Below are 18,082 nucleotides of genomic sequence, written 5' to 3' on the forward strand. Positions count from 1 at the left end.
TGGATATGCCTTTGGGGCGATTTGCTTAACGCTGTTTTTTCCGGTAAAAAAGCAGACTGAACAACAAAATGATAACAACGGTAAATATACAACTTAATAAGATACGGGTGAGGGTGTAATGGAATTGATGGAATGTAAATGTTTCCAGCATGAACAATACAGCGTGGTGGAATAGGGTGAGTACGAATACATACAGGAAATACCACCGGAAGGGTACGTTTCCTACCAGCGGTGTGACGTAATTTTCGTGCTGGTCGCTTTGCAGGGTAATGCGTATAAAGAGGATGCGCCCCCACGCCAGGGCTACGCTCGCGGCGGCATTGACCCCCAGCGTATCGTAAAACGCGTCGATGGTGATGCCGGTAAGGAAGGCCAGGCAGTACAGGATGAAGTTGGGTATGCCTACGGGCAGCAGCAAAATGAACAGCACATAGGGAAACGGGGTAGCCAGGTTATAATACCCCATGTTTTTGAACAGGAATGCCTGTAGCACGATGAGCACAAAAAAGCGGCTGATATTGTAGGAGAAAATCTTAGCCATCGTTTTCGCTTTGAGATTCCAGCGCTTCCTTTTCGTCTGCGAGCATATCTACCACTACGTATACCTGCCGCAGGTTGTGGAACTGCGTGCTGAATTTAACCCGGATGTCGAGGAAGCTGTCGCCACCCGAAATACCCGTTTGCGTCACTTCGCCCACCCGTATTCCCGGGGGGAATAGCGAAAACCCCGATGTGAAAACCTGTTCACCTTCACGTACCTTCACGTGGTTGGGGATGTCTTTAAGTACGCCCAGCTGCGCATCATAATTGTCGCCCCATATCAACGAGCCGAAGGCCCCACTGTCTTCCAGGGCGGCGCTTACGCGCGTTTCGCTGTGTAGGAGGGACTGCACGGTAGCGAAATGAGCTGAAACGTTCAATACAATGCCCACGATGCCGTTTGACGTGATGACGCCCATGCCCTTTTTGATGCCGTGCTTGCTGCCCTTGTCTAGCGTGATGTAATTGTTCTTTTGGTGGATGCTGTTGTTCGTTACCCTTGCCACCACGTAGCGGTATTGTATGTCGCCGGTACTATCGGTAACCGCACCGGCCACCACGCTATCGGGTGCGGTGAGGAGTTGCAGCCGTTCCCGCAAGCCGGCATTCTCTTCGGCCAGTTGCACGTTGGCTTCCCGGAGGTGGAGGTAGCTTTGCCAGGCATTGATACGGGCATAGGCCGAACCGATAAACTCATTTGACGAATTGATGGCCGATGCTCGCTGGAACGAGTTGTTTTGGACAACGAGGTATACGGCAAACCCAAAAAACAGCACAAAAAAGAAGAAGGCATTATACTTAGTGAGAATGAGCCAAAGGTTCTTCATTCTTTTGCTATTTGCTTTTTGTTTTTTGCTATTTTACATTTTGTGCGTTGCCTTGGCAAACAGCGAATTGCAAATAGCGAACGGCCGCTTATTGCATCAAAAACTTAAACGAGCCGATGTTTTTCAATGCGATGCCGGTTCCCCGCACCACGGCCCGCAGGGGGTCTTCCGCCACATGGACCGGTAGCTTGGTTTTTGCTTGGATACGCTTATCCAGTCCACGCAACAAAGCGCCACCCCCGGTGAGATAAATGCCCGTTTGGTAAATGTCGGCAGAAAGCTCGGGCGGGGTGATTTCCAACGCCTTGAGGATAGCCTCTTCGATTTTTGATATAGACTTGTCTAGGCAATGGGCTATTTCGGTGTAAGATACGGTAATTTGTTTGGGCACACCGGTCATCAGGTCGCGGCCCTGTACGGCAAAGTCCGCTGGCGGCTCCTGCAACTCGGGGAGGGCAGAACCCACCTCGATTTTTATTTTCTCTGCTGTCCGGTCACCGATCATGATGTTGTGCTGCCTGCGGATGTATTGCACAATGTCGGAGTCGAAATTATCGCCTGCCACCCGGATCGACTGGTCGCACACGATGCCGGATAATGCGATGACCGCGATTTCCGTGGTACCGCCGCCGATGTCGATTACCATGTTGCCCATGGGTTCCTCCACGTCGATACCGATGCCCACGGCGGCGGCCATGGGCTCATGTACCAGGTAAACCTCTTTCGCTCCCGCTATCTCTGCTGAGTCGCGTACGGCCCGCTTTTCTACCTCGGTAATGCCCGAAGGGATACAGATAACCATGCGCAGCGACGGGAAAAACCAGCCCTTGCCGTTGTTCACCATCTTTATCATGCCCCGGATCATGTGCTCGGCCGCATTGAAGTCGGCAATCACACCGTCTTTCAATGGCCTTACGGTCCGGATATTGTCGTGTGTTTTCCCTTCCATCTGCATGGCTTGGCGCCCTATCGCAATGACCTTGTTGGTGGTGCGGTCAAATGCCACAATAGAGGGTTCATCCACCACCACTTTGTCATTATGGATAATGAGGGTGTTTGCCGTACCCAAATCAATCGCAACTTCTTGTGTAAACCAGTTAAATAAGCCCATCCGGCAAATATGATAAGAATTTTAAATAATGTGCAAACCTACCAAAAAAACTGATAACTTTAGCCACAATATCCGATTTATATCCGATTTGTGTTGATCCCTTAATGTATTGCCCAAACGATGATAAAGACCTATTTGACCTTCGCCTTTTTGGTGGTTTTCGCCGGCTGTTTGCATAGCCAGGATTTCACATTCGGTTCACTTTCATCAGAAGACCTTAGGCTAGCCAAGAACGACCTGGATAGCTTCTCCAATGCGGCCGTGCTCAACGAGTACGGCAAGGCCTATATGGTCTTTGATGATACGAAAGGATATACCGAACTGATCGTAGATTACCATGTGCGCATCAAGATTTTCAATAGCGACGGCTACCAGCACGCAACGGTGGTGATACCGGCGCATAAAGACGAGAGCGGGGAACGGGCGGATGTCATCTCGGACGTGAAGGCTGTAACGATCAATGTGGAAGACAGCCGGATCGTGACGCTGCCGCTGGATAAAAGCCAACTGTTTAAGGAAGAGGTGAGCAGGTACCTCACCCATACCAAATTTACCTTTCCGAACCTGCAAGACGGCAGCATCATCGAGTACAGCTACCGGTTGCGGTCGCCGCATATCTTCAATTTCCACACGTGGCACCTGCAAGACGAGATCCCGAAAATCAACAGTGTGTTTGAAGCCATTATCCCGGCCATGTATACCTACAACGTGATTTTGCGGGGCCCCTATAAACTCCATACGCAGGATGCCAAGCTAAATCGCGGAGCCTTCCGCATCGTGGGCCGCGATGTCGATTGTTCGCATTTGACCTACGGAATGCGGGATATACCCGCATTTGTAACGGAAGATTATATGACGGCTGCAAGCAATTTTAAATCAGCTATTTATTTTGAGCTTTCGGATATATATAGGCTCAACGGGACCAATGTTAAGATTACGAAAGAGTGGAAGAACGTAGACCGCGAATTGGTGACCCACGCGGACTTCGGCAGCCAGATGAAACGCGACAACCTATTCAAGTCCATCCTGCCTACCATCCTCGCAGACACGATGGACGACCTCGGCAAAGCCAAGGCTGTTTACCGCTACGTCCAGCAGCGCATCAGGTGGAACAAGTACCTAGGTAAGTATAGCGAATCGTCGGTGAAAGACGCATTGGAACGGCGATCGGGCAATATCGGTGATATCAACCTGGCCCTGATAGCGGGGTTGCGTGCGGCGGGGTTGGATGGCGAAGCGGTTATCCTTTCCACGCGCGACAATGGCGTGGTCAACGACGTGCACCCCGTGCTCAGCGACTTCAATTACGTTGTTGCCAAGGTCAATATCGGCGACAGCCATTACTTACTGGATGCCTCGGACCCGCTGCTGCCGTTTGGGTTGCTGCCGCTGCATTGCATCAATGGCAAGGCGCGCGTGGTGAACCTGAAGGAGCCTTCGTATTGGATGGTCGTTGAATCGTCCCAGAAATCAACCACCCAATATACGTTGAACGCCAAATTGGGGGCCGACGGATTTTTACGGGGACAGCTCACCACCCACAGCTATGGTTATGCCGCCTGGAACAAACGCAAGGAACTGGCCAATTACAACACCGCGGACGAATACATCGAACACCTTGACGAACGGCTCACCGGTTTCGAGATCGAGCAGGGCGAAATCATGGGTGCTGCAGATTTGGAACAACCCTTCGTTGAACGCTATGACATTGCGGTGAAGCTTTACGATAGCTTGGGCTCAGGTGAACTGTTCTTCAACCCGTTCTTTATCCGCCGGATAAACAAGAACCCTTTTAACCTGGATGATCGCACCTATCCGGTGGATATGGGCACGGCCAGCGAACAACGGGTACTGATGACCATCGAACTGCCCGCAGGGTACGCGTTGGCTTCCAAGCCCGATGATTACAACATGGCCCTGGAAAACCGGGGTGGGCGCTACCTTACGCAAACCAACCTATCGGATAATGTATTGACTTTTTCGCAGCTGCTGGCACTGAACCAGTCTACCTACCCCCCGGAAAGTTATTTCGCGCTGAAGGAATTTTTCAGCCGGATTATCCAACAGGAAAAAATCGATGTGGTACTGCAGATGAAAGGAGCCCAATGAAAGCTGGATGGCTGATTATGTTCATGGGCCTGCTTGGTGGCGGGCGGGCTGCTGCCCAATCGGACTATGCCGTGGCGCATATTCCCGTGGCATTGAAAAGCCGTGCCGATGCCGTGGTTCGCCGCGAGGAGGTGGTGGTCGATATGCTTTCGCCAACCAAGGTGTACCACCGTGTACACCGGGCCATTACGGTTTTTAACCGCGGTGGCGAAGAGCGGGCGCGGCTCGTGATCCATTACGATAAGGCAACCGTGATTAAGCGGATCGAAGGAGCGGTGTACGACGGCGACGGTGTGCTATTGCGTAAGTTCACCAAGCGCGACTGTAGGGATGAGAGTGCGGTGAGCAACTTTTCGTTATACGAAGACAGCCGGGTAAAACATTACCTGCCGGCCATGGCGGGGTATCCCTATACCATCGTGTACAGCTACGAGGTGGAGCGGAAGCAGAACCTCATCATCCCCGCCTGGCGCCCCGAGGCCTATTGGGACGTGGCGGTACAACATAGCCAGTACACGTTTACCTGTGCCGAAAGTGACGCCGTGCGCGTGCGCGCCGCGAACTACCGGGGCAACGCGGAACACAGCGTGGCGGGTGGCCGGAGCACCACGACGTGGGCGGTGGATAACCTCCCCGCCAGGCGGTATGAACCCTACAGCCCCGATCCTGAAACGTATAAGACCACCGTAAGGATTGCACCGGTAAATTTCGGTTACTATAAACATAAAGGGCAGTATTCCAACTGGGAAGAGCTCGGTAAGTGGATGTTTGGTGCACTCCTTTCCGAAGGGATGAACCTTCCGCCGCATACCGTTGCGGAGGTAAAGGGCTTGGTAGACGGGCTGGCGTCCGACCGGGAAAAGGCGGCCGCACTCTACCGCTACCTGCAACGTAAAACCCGGTATGTGAGTGTGCAGATCGGCATCGGTGGCTTTAAGCCAACGGCCGCTGCGTTGGTTGACCAGCTTGGCTACGGCGATTGCAAAGGGCTGGCCAACTACATGCGGGCGCTGCTGGCCGTGGTTGATATCCCCTCTTATTACTGCGTAGTAGAGGCTGGCAATGCCAAGCGTAGTATCAGCGCTGATTTTGCAAGTATGGACCAAGGTAACCACGTGATCTTGTGCGTGCCTTTCGAACAAGATACCGTTTGGCTGGAGTGCACGAGCCAACGGCTGCCGTTCGGCTTTTTGGGGTCGTTTACGGACGACCGTACCGTGTGGGCCTGCACACCGGAAGGAGGGAAGTTGCTGCAAACGCCGGCTTATGCGGCTACCGAGAGCACCCAGGAGCGCCGTGCCGAGCTGCAATTGGCAGACGATGGCACCGTAGCTGGCCACATGCGCACTGTCTTTTCCGGCGGGCAGTACGATAACCATTCCGAAATCGCCGAAAGCAGCGGCGGTGAGCAAATGAAGCTGTTGAAAACCGCGTATGACATTGACCATGTCGGTTTTGGGCAGATCGACTACCAGAAGCCTGACAATGAAGTGCCCACGCTCGTTGAGTCGTTGGAGGTAACGTTGCCGCGTTATGCCCCCACCAGCAACGGGCAGACCTTCCTGGTACCCAACCTTTTTAACCGGCAATCCAGCGTGCCCACGGTAAAAGACCGGCAGCTGCCGGTGTATATCAACCGGGGCTATGCCGATGAAGACCACTTTACGTACACGCTACCGGCCGGCTATACCGTGGTAGGTGGCCCGTGGCAAACCACGCTGGATAGCCCTTTCGGCCGTTATGAGGCAACCGTGGAGCAGGTGGGCAACCAGCTTTCCTACCGGCGGCGGCTGGTGCTGCACGGTGGCACGTATCCGGCCAATCGTTATGCCGAATTTTGTATGTTCATCAACGGCATAAGCTCGTCCGACCGACATAAGCTGGTGCTTGCGAACGAATAGCGTTACTCTTCCACCAATACGCCGATGTAGAAATTGAAGGTATCCACCTCGAGGTTGCCGCGCGTGAGCCCCGGGATATTGACCGGGGTAAACTGCCGCTTGGGCTGGATAAACTGGTAGGGCCCTCCCTTTTTACGGATTCGCACGGGCATATCGAAGTCCTTTACATCGGCAATCCAGCGGCAGGATGCCTTGCCATCTTCCGAAAAAGAAAATTCGAGGGTGGGGATGTTGGCGTAGCGTACGTACTGTGCGTACAACTGCGAGAGGTCCTTTCCCGATTGTTCGCTGATGTAGTTCACAATGTCCTCGTAGTTTACTGTGCTGTGGTAGAACGTTCTGTTGAGGCCCCTCAGTATCTGCCGCCATTTTTCGTCGTCGTCAATGATGGTGCGCGCCATGTTGTGCAGCACGCCACCCTTGTTGTACATGTCGCCCGAGCCTTCGTTGTTCACATGGTACTTGCCGATGATGGGTGCAAGGTTCAGGATGCCCCGGCGGTTGCCATGCACGTATTCCTGGCCTGCACGTTTCCCGAAATGGTAGTCGATATACAGCGATTCGGAGTAGTTGGTAAAGCTTTCGTGTATCCACATGTCGGCCAGGTCGTTGGAGGTGATGTTATTGCCGAACCACTCGTGGCCCGCTTCGTGCACGATGATGAAATCCCACTTGGTGCCCCAGCCGGTGCCCGAGCCGTCGCGGCCCAGGTAGCCATTTTGGTATTTATTGCCATAGGCGATGGCACTTTGGTGTTCCATGCCGAGGTGGGCCGTTTCGACCAGTTTGAACCCGTCGGCATAGAACGGGTAGGGACCAAACCAATATTCGAATGCCCGGAGCATCGGTTTTACGTTGGCATCGAAATGCGGTTTGGCCTTGGCCTCGTTTTCGCGCAATACCCAATAGTCAAGGTCGAGCACCCCTTTTTCGCCCCGGAACGTATCGGCAAAATGCACATAGTCGCCAATGTTGGCGGCCACGTTGTAATTGTTTATCGGGTTGCTTACAAACCAATTGAAACGGGTATAGCCATCGCCAAGGTCTTCGCTACCGCGGAACCGGCCGTTAGATACATTGGTGAGCCCGTTGGGTACGCTGATGCTGATGAGCATGCTATCCACTTCGTCCGATTGGTGATCTTTGTTCGGCCACCATACGCTGGCGCCGAGGCCCTGGCAGGCCGTGGCTATCCAGTGTTTTCCGTTGCTGTCTTTCTTGAAATCAAATCCGCCGTCCCACGGGGCCCTTTTGGCCTGCACGGGGTTGCCAGAATAAAACACGCGGAACGAATCCCGCTGTCCGGTGGTAATGGATTGCGGAAAATCAATGAAGACCGCATTGTACTCCCGCTTGAAAGGCAGTTGCTGCCCGTCGTATAGTACGCTGTCGAGGTGCAGGTTATCAAATAAGTCGAATTGTAAGCGGTCGAAATCAGTCGTGGCGGTAAACAAAAACAGGTTGGAGCCCGAGATGTATCGGTTGTCGGGGTCTACGCGAACATCAAGGTGGTAGTAATTGATGTCGTAGCACGTACGTAACGGCGTAAGCTGGCCACGGAGCGAATCTGCCCGGCTGAAGAGCTCGCGGGCTTTCAGCAATTGCGCCTGGCCCTCGGCGAACGTGGCCATTGCCAGGAAAACGATATACAGGTATTTCATTTTTGCTCTTTATTTTTTGTTATCGGCTTAATCAGCGGCCACCCGGCGGGCAGCGCTGTTTGAGGAAATCGGTATATAGCGTAGAGAGGTGGGCTTGCGTGCCTTCACCTTCACTGATGCTGTGGCTACGGTTGGGGTAGGCCATGAGCGAGAACTGCTTATTGTGTTTTATCAGTTCGTTTATCAGCAGCTCGGCGTTCTGGTAATGCACATTATCGTCGGCGGTACCGTGGATGTACAGCAGGTTGCCGCGGAGGTGCCGGGCGTGCGTTACCGGCGATCCCTCGATGAATGGGGTGCGGTCTTCTTGCGGTATGCCCATGTAGCGTTCCTGGTAGATGTTATCATACATGAGCTGGTCGCCCACGGCCGCGATAGCGATGCCGGTTTGGTAGATCTCGGGGTATTGGAAAAGTAGGTTGAGTGTAGACGATCCGCCGCCGCTCCATCCCCACACGGCCACACGGTCCGCGTCGACAAACGGCCATTTCAGGATTTCTTGGGCACCCATGGCTTGGTCGCGGATGTTGCTGATGCCGATGTTTTTGTAGATGGCTTTCCGCCACGCGCGCCCTTTGGGTGCCGGCGTGCCGCGGTTATCCAGGGAAATATAGACGTAGCCATCGTCGGCCATGCTTCCGTTGTACAACCTGTTACTACCTGCGCCGTATTGGTCCGTTACGGTCTGGCCGGCAGGTTCGCCGTATACGTAGAACACCACGGGGTATTTTTTGGTCGGATCAAAGTTGGTAGGTTTTACCATCCAGCCGTCCATTTCCACGCCGTCTGCCGTCGTGATGCTGAAAAACTCGGTTTTCGGCGCATCGGCCGGCAGTTCGGTAAGCGTACCCTCCACGAGTGTCTGGTGGTCGGGGAGGCCCACCACATGGCCGGTCCGGTTTGCTGTGTGGCTGCTGTACCGATGCATCGCCACCTTGCCGTTGGGCGAGATGGTGTAGTTATGGGTGCCGGCAAGGTGCTTTGGGGTTAGCCGCTCTGCTTTGCCGCCGCTTATCTTTATACGGTACAGGTATTTTTGGGTCGCATTGTCGGGCGAGGCAGAGAAATAGACGTAACCGCCCGTTTCATCGATGCGGTCGATGCCCATCACATCGTAATCGCCGCGGGTTATCGGTTTTTCATTGCCTTGGCGATCGATCCGGTAGAGGTGCCGCCAACCATCTTTTTCGCTCACCCAGATAAATTCCTTCCCGCCGTTTATCCACTCCCAGCCCGTGGGGTCGTCGTGGTTCCACCGGGCCTTGCTGTCTATCCAGGCGCTATCTGTTTCTGTGTATATCAAAGAGCACGTGCCGTCCGTGGCATTGGCCACGTAGAGGTTGCTTTGCTGTTGTTTGCGGTCAAGCTGTTGGAAAATCAATTCTTTGCTGTTGGCAGCCCACTCCATGCGGGGTAGGTAGTGCTGGGTCGGATCGCCGGGGATGTCCATTTTCACGGTACGGCCATTGCCTACCGCTACCACCGATAGGAAGGCGGCGCTGGGTGCTTCGCCCACTTTTGGGTATTCAACGGGAATGGTATAGGAGTAGGTGGAGTCCGTGTTGTTGATCATCAAGAAGTTGCGGATGGTACGTGCATCGATGGTCCAGTAAGCGATTTGCGTCCCATCGGGCGACCAGCGGAACCCGTCCCTGCAACCGAACTCCTCCTCGTAGGCCCAATCGAAGGTGCCGTGGATGATGCGGTCGTTCCCATCGGTGGTAAGCGGCGTCACGGTTCCTGAACCAAGTTCCTCCACATAGAGGTTGTGACCACTCACATACGCAGCCTTTGTGCCATCGGGCGATAGTTTTGCGTACATGAGAGACGATGCGGGCAGGTCTTTGCCCAGCTGGGTGAGCGACTTATCCCCTTGGTCGAATACCCAGTAGTCGCCCCGGGTATCGTAGCGCCATACCCGTTTGGTATGAGTATTGATAAGGATTTTATCGCCTTTTGCGGCCAATGAGAAGCGCCGCACGGGCAACGGTTCGTTGCTGCCGGCGGGCGTTAGGTCCGCATGGGTAGCCAGCACGGTACGTTGTGCCGCATCGGTTACCGCCTCACTCACAATCTCACCGGCTACGACCTTGATCATGGCATTGCCATCGTCAGACCATTGCACCTGTTGCCCGAACTGGGCATAGGTTTCATTTAAAGTGGCACCTAATAAACCAACCAATATATAGCAGGTATATAGCTGGTTGCGGAATATAAATCTATTCATATGTTGCGTTGTTTTGCAGTTTGCTTTTTGCTCTTCGCCTTTTGCGATAAGCCAATCTAAAATATCGTCACGCCATTAAACCCCTGCCCGTATTTCCTCAATGTCGGCCACCGTTTTGGCCAACGGTTTGCCCAACACCCGGTGGCCGTTTGCCGTGATGAGTATGTCGTCTTCCACGCGGACACCACCGAAATTACGGAAAGCATCCACCTTTTGGTAATCGATGAACTGGGCGAGTCTTTTTTCGGCTTTCCAGCGGTCCATCAGCTCGGGGATGAAGTATAGGCCCGGCTCAACGGTGAGCACGTACCCCGCTTGCAGTTCCTTGCCCAACCGGAGCGATTTAAGTCCGAAGGTGCTGGTATCTTTGCGGAGCGTATCGGTGTAGCCCACGTGCTGTTCGCCCAGGTCTTCCATGTCGTGCACGTCGAGCCCCATCATGTGGCCCGTGCCGCATTGGAAGAACAGCGTATGTGCACCCGCGGCCACCGCTTCTTCGGCATCGCCCCGCATCAGGCCCAGTGCTTTCAACCCGTCGGTAAGCATGCGGCACGCATGGAGGTGGATGTCGAGGTAGCGTACACCGGGTTTGAGTGCCGCCGTGGCGCTTTCGAGGGCCGTCAGTACCACTTCATACGCTTCCTTTTGCAGCGCGGTAAACGTCTTTCCGGCCGGGAAGGTACGTGTGAGGTCGCCCGCGTAACCCATGGCGGTTTCCGCGCCCGAATCGTTAAGCACCCAATCCCCTTCTTTCAGTACGTTGCCGTGGTAGTGGTTGTGCAGCACCTCGCCGCGTACCGAGAGGATGGTGGGGTAGGCAAGGGTGCCCCCGGCCTGTTGCGCCACGTGTTGTACCGCTGCGGCCAGCTGTTGCTCCGTCATGCCCGGTTTGGCCATTCGCATGGCTGTGAGGTGCATATCCACGCTGGTGTTTACCGCCCGTTCAATTTCGGCCACCTCTTCGGCCGATTTGATAGACCGCTGTGCCACCACCGCTTTGATGAGTTCCACGGAGGCCGATTCGGCGAGCTGTTCGATGGCGATCCCCGTGAGGTGCGCCAGCCGGATGCAATTGGTAGGGTGGTAGGGCGGTAGGAAGTGGACGGGGCGACCCTCTTGCAGGGCTTCCAAGAGGATTGCTGCCAGTGCATTCGCCGGACGTGTATCGGATACGCCCGCTTTCTCGGCTTTTTCCCTGAGCGTTTCGAGGCGGCCCATCCAGATGATATCGTCGAGGGTCATTTCATCACCGAAAATGGTAGTGCGGTCTTCATCGATATCGATGAGCGCAGCCAAGCCAGGGGCAGCGATGCCGAAATAGTAGAGGAAGGTGCTGTCTTGCCGGAACGGGTAGGTGTTGTCTTTGAAATTGATGGGCGCTTCGCTGTTGCCCATCAGTAAAATGAGCCCCGAAGGAACGTTGCTTTGCAGCGTATCCCGGCGGGATCGGTAAGTCTGTGTGCTAAACATCATGGGATAAAGGTACTAAAAAGCTGGTTGCTCCCTAACCATTTTTTGGCTAAGCGTTTGCAGAAATTGACCGGAAGTTGGACTGCGGGATGGTTGACCGCACCGTTCAACGGGCTTACCTTCCGGTTGAAAAGGTACACCGGACAGACCGACCGGTGTACCTGTTGGTACGGCACGTTTACCGGTCGGTGCTAACGGAATACCCTTCGCACCAACCGGAACACCACCACGCCCAGCGCGATGAGCAGTACGGCCCAGCCGGCGTACCCGATGGCCGGGAAGGTCCCCCGCTCGGTTGAACCGATTCTCCGTTCCGAAGAAACGGAAAACCGTTTGGTGCTATCGGTAAACCTTCCGGTAGATAAGTTGTTACTGTCGCTGCGCAAGGTAAACCGCTTCAACCGGATGTAGTTACGCTCGGTCGGCGCGGTGTGCTGTATGGGCGAACCGGAAGACCGTCCGGACGAGCCGGTGTTCGCGGTGAGCGAATCGGTACACCCGTCGGGCCAACCGGTGTAGCGGTTCCACGTTTCCAGTTCTACCACCTCGAGCGTCCATGCTTCCTGCTGCCGCACGGACCACATGCTGTCGCGGTAGCTGTGTGCCACCGTTTCGTCCAGCCGTGTAACCGATTGCCTGTGCTCCCGTTTGGAAACACAGGCAATGGCGGTGGCGATAATCAGAATGCCTATGGCGGTTTTCATCGGGCCATCCTCGAAAACGGTTCGCACCAATCGCTATCGCCCTTACCGTTGTGGGCGCGCACGCGCACATAGTATACCACGCCGGGTGTAAGGCCGGCCAGTAAGTTGCCGTATGATTGGGTAGCCTTTCGGCTTGCTTCCCAACTGATGGGAGCCTCTGCGCTGGCCCGTGTACCTAGGCAATATTCGTATTCCCAGACATCCGGCACAGCATCCACGGCCCATTTGAGCGTGCCGCTGTTGTCGCCGTCGATGAGGCGCCCACGTTGTGGGATGCCGGGTATGCCCACGTTGCGGTCGAGGTTGGCTATGATGAAACCGGAGCTCTCCAATACGGAGCCGACGCCTTTGGCGGTGAGGTTCACGTGCGTGGCCAAATCGCGCATCAGATCGAGCAGTACGATGCGCGCTTCCTTTTTCTGGCGGAAGTCTAGCCGGCTGCCCCCTTTATTGGCTTTTTCCAGCTTCGTTTTGTAGTCGGTATATGCTGCCTCGAAGTCGGCGAGGTCGGGTGCCGGGGTAGGATAATTTGCATTGCCCGTCATGAATTGGAGGGCTTTGCCCGCCTGCGTTACGAGCTCGTGCTCGCGCAGGTCGGCGTAGTAGGTTCTTACTTTTAATGATTTCATTTTTTTGCTTTTTGCTGATTGCTAATTTGTCCACCGGGCCACTGCGTGGATGGTCCTCACCGCACGGCGCTTGCGCACTACGGCGTTATCCACATTCCCCTCCACGGTGAGGAGCCACGATCCATCCCAGGCATCCACGAAGCCGCAGTGGCCGATACGCTTTTTGCTGGCGATGTAGATGCCGAACACGTCGCCTTTCCTTTGCCCCTTCCACCCTTGCCCTTTCGTCCAGATGGTCTTACCCGCCGGAAACAGCGCCGCTGCCCAGGCATTCCGTGGCTGGGCATAACCTGCTTGTCCGTAACACCAGCTCACAAATGCCGCACACCATTCATAGCCTTTGTTGAGGCCGCAATAGGCAAGGTACTCTGCCACGCGCGGCCCGTCGTTCCGGCCGGTGGCTTCGCGTACGCCAATCTCGGCGGTGTATATTTCACGCAAAGCCCGCGAAGAAAAATCCTTAGCATCGTCTGCGTTGAAGCGGAGCGTCTTTGTGTGCTTTGCGTGAATCACTAAACCAAACATACTACCACCCACACTACCGCCCAGAAGTACGATAAGTACAGGCAGCCATACCCTAGCGTTCGTTGCCATAATGTCAATTGATGAATAGATTCAACCATCGGTTTATAGATGCCTGCGGCCGCTAACCGCGCTAGGGTCACGGCCAACCATGCGAGGGGTAGCATGCTGAGTATGCCGATATCGAGCACGCCTGCGGTGGGGTCCCATGTGCGCAGCAGCGGACCGCTGCAGACAAACAGGGCCAACGCCAGCACGCCCCAGAGATCTTGCAGCCATTTCTGCGGGCGCAACCCCTTGTTGGCGCAGAGACGGTGCACCGGTACGGCATCCTCCGTCCAATTTTCTTTACGTTTGCCAATCATCGTTTTTCTCCTTCCTTTTTGGTAAAACTTGTTGTCCAATCCAGGGGGCGCCAAAAGCTTTTAATACCCAAAGGCCTTTTTAGGCACCCCCTTATTTACGCGTCAGTAACCGACGGTGAACCGCAGGTAGTAGCTGGGGTCAGCGAGCCATGTAGGCTGGGGCTGGGCAGGCGCACTACCCGAGCTACCTTCAGACTCGATAAACTTGGTGCCTTCCGGCTCATCTTCCGCCGCTCGCGCTTCCGGTTTGACGAGCGTAATGGGTATCTGCTCGCGTATGGCGTAGGCTATCTGTGTAGCCCAGAGCGCGCAGAGGGCGGGAGGGAGGTTGTCCAAAAAGGCTACCTGTGCCGCTTCCAGCGTAAACCGTGTAGGCACGAACGTGTACAGCCCTTGTTCCACCAGGGCGGCCTCGGTATTGCGGGCACTAGCGCCAGCAGCAGCTAGGTCGGTTTGCCACTGGCTTACGCCAGCAGAGGTAAACGGGTACGTTGCGAATTGTTTTTCCATCTTACTTTTATTTTGGGTTAAACGATACGGCCATCCGCCAACTGGCAGACTGGCCAACGGCACAAAAGTAGCTGCACAATAAGCTGTGGAATAATCACTTAACAGGTAATAAACCTACAGATGTATATGGTGTGGGAAAAGGTGTATTAGGTGTTAGGGCAGCTATGTCGATGGCGCGAGTACGGCGAGCTAGTGAAAAATACCCCATGGCAATCATTTGGATTTCAATAAATAAACCGTTATTTTTGCAAGGATGAGTACGTCAAAAAAGACAGATAAAGCGATTAATTCGAAAGGAGCGCCTATCTTCAAGAAAATGCTTGAAGATAAACGGGCTATTCACGTCCATCTGCAAAAGGGCGGAAAGTTATCAGACCTAAAAGATCAATACCGTTTTGCTACGCCCCTATCGATTAAAGGAAGTTGAAAAACTTAATTATCAGTTTGAAACCGATCAAGGGATAATTTATACCGCTTATTTTCTTGATTATAGTACTGTCTTCTTTGATTATGGACAGCTGGTTGATAATATTTACTCTTTTAATATCGACCTTATTCAAGGAAATACTAAAAATACGTTAGCAGACAGTCGAATAGCTGATACTGTTGTCGAGATTATGAAATTATTTTTTGAGACAAATGACAATGTAGCTATCTACATTTGCGATAGCCTGGATAATCGGCAACTAGCAAGGAAACGGAAATTTGATAGGTGGTTCTGGAAGTACAATGATGGGCGCATCATCAAAGAAGATCAGCTTGCGGTAGTTGATGGGGTGAGCATTTATAACACCTTGCTGATCCGGAAAGACCATCAGCAAGCAGCATTATTTATAGAAGCCTTTCGGGAACTAAATGCCCGCGACCACGACAATAAATAGTACTCAAATTTCCCAAACCCCCTCCCCGGTTTTCAAGAGATTGAGTTTTGAACTTGGGGCAACGGCGAAGCGTCGTTGTTCCTATCAAAAATTAGTCTGTTGTAAACCACTTCAAAAACTCTTCCCTTCGCCGCACACTTACCACAATCCGCTCGCCGGGCCGCCCCTTGCCAAGCACGATGACCACATCGCCGGCGTCATCTTCCACCTCGCTGATGGCCGCGCGGTTTACGATAATGGCATAGCGGGCTTTGAAAAAGTGGTACCCTTCATTCTTTTTATAAAACGCCTTCATGGTATACGGTTCTTTGTCCACGTTGCCGGAAAAATCGGTAGACCAGCAGGTTCCCTTTCCATCCTTGCAAGGCTCCACGAGGGCAATGCGGTCTTTGGCCCGTTCCAGATCGGGCACCACATCCACGCTTCCCAGGGCCCAGCGCGCCTCCATTTCGGCATCGGTTTTGCCGTATTCGCGCCGCCATGTGCGGAATCGCTGCATGATTTCGATAGTACGCAGGCGATAGTATGTCCATATCAGCACGTTAAACCCTAGGAGCATGAGCAATACGAAATAGAAATCCTCGCTTACGTATCGCCAGAAGCGTAGTGGCTGGTCGCGCACGGTAAAGTAAAACGCATAGAAGATGAGTACAAAAAAGCCTGGTACGGCTACGCCATGCCACAGCTGGAGGGCAACGCGGAGTAGGGGGCCATGCCACCAAGCGATGGCCCACGGGTATTGCGCATCCAACCGATAGGTACGTGCTACGATGTAGCGCATCATCAGCCATGCGGCCAGTACGCTCGGTATGGCCGCTTTGTAGAAGTCGACCATCAAGATCGCCTTGCCAAAGCTGCGGTGGTGGGCGTAGAGCACCATGTATATGCCCACAAAGAAGGCCAGTGGGGGCACGAGCCAACGTTCGTGGTAGTTTACTTCATGGGCGTGTTTGCGTTTACGGGATTTTTTAAAGTACTTGCGAATAACGGAGCGTAGTTTTCTATACATATACGGTGGTTTACCACTGTGTAGCTTTACAAGTGAGAAAGTGGTAGATGAACTTGAAGAAACTTCGGTATGCTATTTATTTAGCCACACGAGCACTCGTTTAGGTTTCGATTTTTTACGTGTTTGTTTTCAAAATATTCGCGCAATTCCCGTTCTCTGTCAAAGTCATGAGGTAATTTTACGGCACCCATGAGTTTTTTAAGCTCAGGAGAAAGATTCTCTTTAATCACGCTTTCCTCTACCGTTAATGTCAGTTTCGTTCCCATTGCACGTGAGTTTTTTCAAAAACACATGTCTTTATTTTGATTTGCAATCATAGAAAATTTTCGTTTGATTTCCAATCACTTACATTTTTTTCTTATCTTTAGCTACTACTTAAGTCTAACCAAAGCTACATAGGGGCAAAACAGCGGTCAATTGACCTTAGTTATGGAAAAGGAAACCTTCAAAGCATTACTGAAAAAATATGAAGATGGGCAGTGCACTTCCGAGGAAACCGCCTATGTGGAGAGTTGGTTCCTAAAAATATATAAAGAAACATTACCGCTTGACGCCACACCCGACTACGACGCCGTAGACGTCGAACTGCGTACGCGCCTCGGCTTACGCTCAAGCGAAGTAAGGCCTCCATCAAAAACGTATAGTGTGCGGATGGTATTGCGCTACGTGGCGGCTATTTTGGCGTTTTTAACCGTTGCCTTCAGCATTTATTGGTATTCCACGGTGTATACCCCACGACACAGCTTATCTAACCAATATGTGCAGGATATTCCTCCGGGTGGCAACCGTGCTACATTGAGTTTTTCAAACGGCAATAGTATAGCGTTAAATGAAAATAAGGATGGCATCATCGCAGGTACGGAGCAATATGTTTACTCCGACGGTGAGACCGTGTCAACAATACAAACGGATACTGAATATGCGACGCTGACCACCCCACGGGGTGGTCAGTACCACATCATGCTGCCTGACGGCAGTAGGGTTTGGCTCAACGCAGCCTCCTCCATCAAATATCCCGTACATTTTTCAGGCAATGGACGGCATGTTGAAATGAGCGGGGAAGCCTATTTCGAAATAGCTCATGATGCGGACCGCCCATTCACAGTAACCACTGCCGCCCAATCGGTCACCGTGCTGGGCACATCATTCAATATCAATGCTTACGAAGATGAGACATTTACCGCAACGACGCTTGTTACCGGCAGAGTGCATGTAAACAGTATTGCCAACGAAGAAACGAAGACCTTGCAACCGGGGGAACAGGCTATACTCGAAAACGGAGAACTGACCACCTATCAAGTGGATGCAAACGACTTTACCGTTTGGAAGAGTGGGGTCATCACGCTGCATTATGCAAAGCTACCGGCCATATTCCGGCAGATCGAACGGTGGTACGACGTATCGTTTGTCGTTAATGAGAAGCTACCCGAAGATGACCTCTACGGAGAGTTGCAACGCAACGCAAACCTGTCTGAAGTACTGGCCGCCCTTGAAATAAATACGGGCATGAAATTCAGAATTGAAGGAAGGAGGGTAATCGTGGGCAGATAAAGACTTCATGTGTTTGCCCTGGTAATATAAACCGCCATGAGAATCATGGCAGCTTCGTTGCCGCT

General features: G+C 53.1%; 17 protein-coding genes. 4 read left to right on the forward strand and 13 right to left on the reverse strand.

The window, feature by feature from the left end; all coding sequences use genetic code 11:
• Positions 1–25: 25 nt before the first annotated feature.
• The 3 genes from ACEVG1_RS06395 to ACEVG1_RS06405 form a co-directional block, all read right to left on the reverse strand.
• Entirely contained in the window at positions 26–541 is a 516-nt protein-coding gene (locus ACEVG1_RS06395) for a rod shape-determining protein MreD (protein ID WP_374742753.1), read from the reverse strand.
• Positions 534–1,367, reverse strand: a complete 834-nt coding sequence (mreC, locus tag ACEVG1_RS06400; protein ID WP_374742754.1) for a rod shape-determining protein MreC — start codon at positions 1,365–1,367, stop codon at positions 534–536. The genes ACEVG1_RS06395 and mreC overlap by 8 nt, the downstream gene beginning before the upstream one ends.
• Positions 1,368–1,455: 88 nt before the next feature.
• Complete coding sequence (locus ACEVG1_RS06405) at positions 1,456–2,478, reverse strand: rod shape-determining protein (protein WP_374742755.1); 1,023 nt, start codon at positions 2,476–2,478, stop codon at positions 1,456–1,458.
• Positions 2,479–2,598: 120 nt separating this feature from the next.
• Between ACEVG1_RS06405 and ACEVG1_RS06410 the strand changes: the two genes are divergently transcribed.
• The gene (locus ACEVG1_RS06410) at positions 2,599–4,587 is read left to right on the forward strand and encodes a transglutaminase domain-containing protein (RefSeq protein ID WP_374742757.1); all 1,989 of its coding nucleotides are present in this window, start codon (positions 2,599–2,601) and stop codon (positions 4,585–4,587) included.
• Complete coding sequence (locus tag ACEVG1_RS06415) at positions 4,584–6,488, forward strand: DUF3857 domain-containing protein (protein ID WP_374742758.1); 1,905 nt, start codon at positions 4,584–4,586, stop codon at positions 6,486–6,488. The genes ACEVG1_RS06410 and ACEVG1_RS06415 overlap by 4 nt, the downstream gene beginning before the upstream one ends.
• 2 nt (positions 6,489–6,490) lie before the next feature.
• Here the strand turns inward: ACEVG1_RS06415 and ACEVG1_RS06420 are convergent, their stop codons facing one another.
• The 8 genes from ACEVG1_RS06420 to ACEVG1_RS06455 form a co-directional block, all read right to left on the reverse strand.
• A complete protein-coding gene (locus ACEVG1_RS06420) occupies positions 6,491–8,149 on the reverse strand; it encodes a M1 family metallopeptidase (protein WP_374742759.1) in 1,659 nt (552 codons plus the stop codon).
• A gap of 31 nt (positions 8,150–8,180) precedes the next feature.
• Entirely contained in the window at positions 8,181–10,376 is a 2,196-nt protein-coding gene (locus tag ACEVG1_RS06425) for a DPP IV N-terminal domain-containing protein (RefSeq protein WP_374742760.1), read from the reverse strand.
• Positions 10,377–10,451: 75 nt separating this feature from the next.
• Positions 10,452–11,849 (reverse strand): aminopeptidase P family protein, encoded by a 1,398-nt coding sequence (locus ACEVG1_RS06430; protein WP_374742761.1) that lies wholly within the window; start codon positions 11,847–11,849, stop codon positions 10,452–10,454.
• A 188-nt stretch (positions 11,850–12,037) separates the two neighbouring features.
• Positions 12,038–12,550 carry a hypothetical protein gene (locus ACEVG1_RS06435; protein ID WP_374742762.1) on the reverse strand — a complete coding sequence of 171 codons (513 nt, stop codon included), beginning with the start codon at positions 12,548–12,550 and terminating at the stop codon, positions 12,038–12,040.
• The gene (locus ACEVG1_RS06440; protein ID WP_374742951.1) at positions 12,547–13,179 is read right to left on the reverse strand and encodes a fibronectin type III domain-containing protein; all 633 of its coding nucleotides are present in this window, start codon (positions 13,177–13,179) and stop codon (positions 12,547–12,549) included. Before ACEVG1_RS06440 ends, ACEVG1_RS06435 begins: the two co-directional genes overlap by 4 nt.
• A 21-nt stretch (positions 13,180–13,200) precedes the next feature.
• Positions 13,201–13,773 (reverse strand): CHAP domain-containing protein, encoded by a 573-nt coding sequence (locus tag ACEVG1_RS06445; protein ID WP_374742763.1) that lies wholly within the window; start codon positions 13,771–13,773, stop codon positions 13,201–13,203.
• Positions 13,692–14,066 (reverse strand): hypothetical protein, encoded by a 375-nt coding sequence (locus ACEVG1_RS06450; protein WP_374742764.1) that lies wholly within the window; start codon positions 14,064–14,066, stop codon positions 13,692–13,694. Before ACEVG1_RS06450 ends, ACEVG1_RS06445 begins: the two co-directional genes overlap by 82 nt.
• A gap of 102 nt (positions 14,067–14,168) precedes the next feature.
• The gene (locus ACEVG1_RS06455; RefSeq protein ID WP_374742765.1) at positions 14,169–14,576 is read right to left on the reverse strand and encodes a hypothetical protein; all 408 of its coding nucleotides are present in this window, start codon (positions 14,574–14,576) and stop codon (positions 14,169–14,171) included.
• A 395-nt stretch (positions 14,577–14,971) separates the two neighbouring features.
• Between ACEVG1_RS06455 and ACEVG1_RS06460 the strand changes: the two genes are divergently transcribed.
• Entirely contained in the window at positions 14,972–15,457 is a 486-nt protein-coding gene (locus ACEVG1_RS06460; protein WP_374742766.1) for a DUF6169 family protein, read from the forward strand.
• Positions 15,458–15,548: 91 nt separating this feature from the next.
• Here the strand turns inward: ACEVG1_RS06460 and ACEVG1_RS06465 are convergent, their stop codons facing one another.
• Together ACEVG1_RS06465 and ACEVG1_RS06470 are read right to left on the reverse strand one after the other, a co-directional pair.
• Positions 15,549–16,466, reverse strand: a complete 918-nt coding sequence (locus ACEVG1_RS06465) for a LytTR family transcriptional regulator DNA-binding domain-containing protein (protein ID WP_374742767.1) — start codon at positions 16,464–16,466, stop codon at positions 15,549–15,551.
• Positions 16,467–16,546: 80 nt separating this feature from the next.
• Positions 16,547–16,732: a hypothetical protein gene (locus tag ACEVG1_RS06470; protein ID WP_374742768.1), complete on the reverse strand. Its 186-nt coding sequence runs from the start codon at positions 16,730–16,732 to the stop codon at positions 16,547–16,549.
• A gap of 163 nt (positions 16,733–16,895) precedes the next feature.
• On the opposite strand from ACEVG1_RS06470, the gene ACEVG1_RS06475 reads away from it, so the two are divergent.
• Positions 16,896–18,017 carry a FecR family protein gene (locus tag ACEVG1_RS06475; RefSeq protein ID WP_374742769.1) on the forward strand — a complete coding sequence of 374 codons (1,122 nt, stop codon included), beginning with the start codon at positions 16,896–16,898 and terminating at the stop codon, positions 18,015–18,017.
• The last annotated feature ends 65 nt before the right edge of the window (positions 18,018–18,082 follow it).

Source organism: Parapedobacter sp. 2B3 (assembly GCF_041925275.1).
Lineage (GTDB): Bacteria > Bacteroidota > Bacteroidia > Sphingobacteriales > Sphingobacteriaceae > Parapedobacter > Parapedobacter pyrenivorans_A.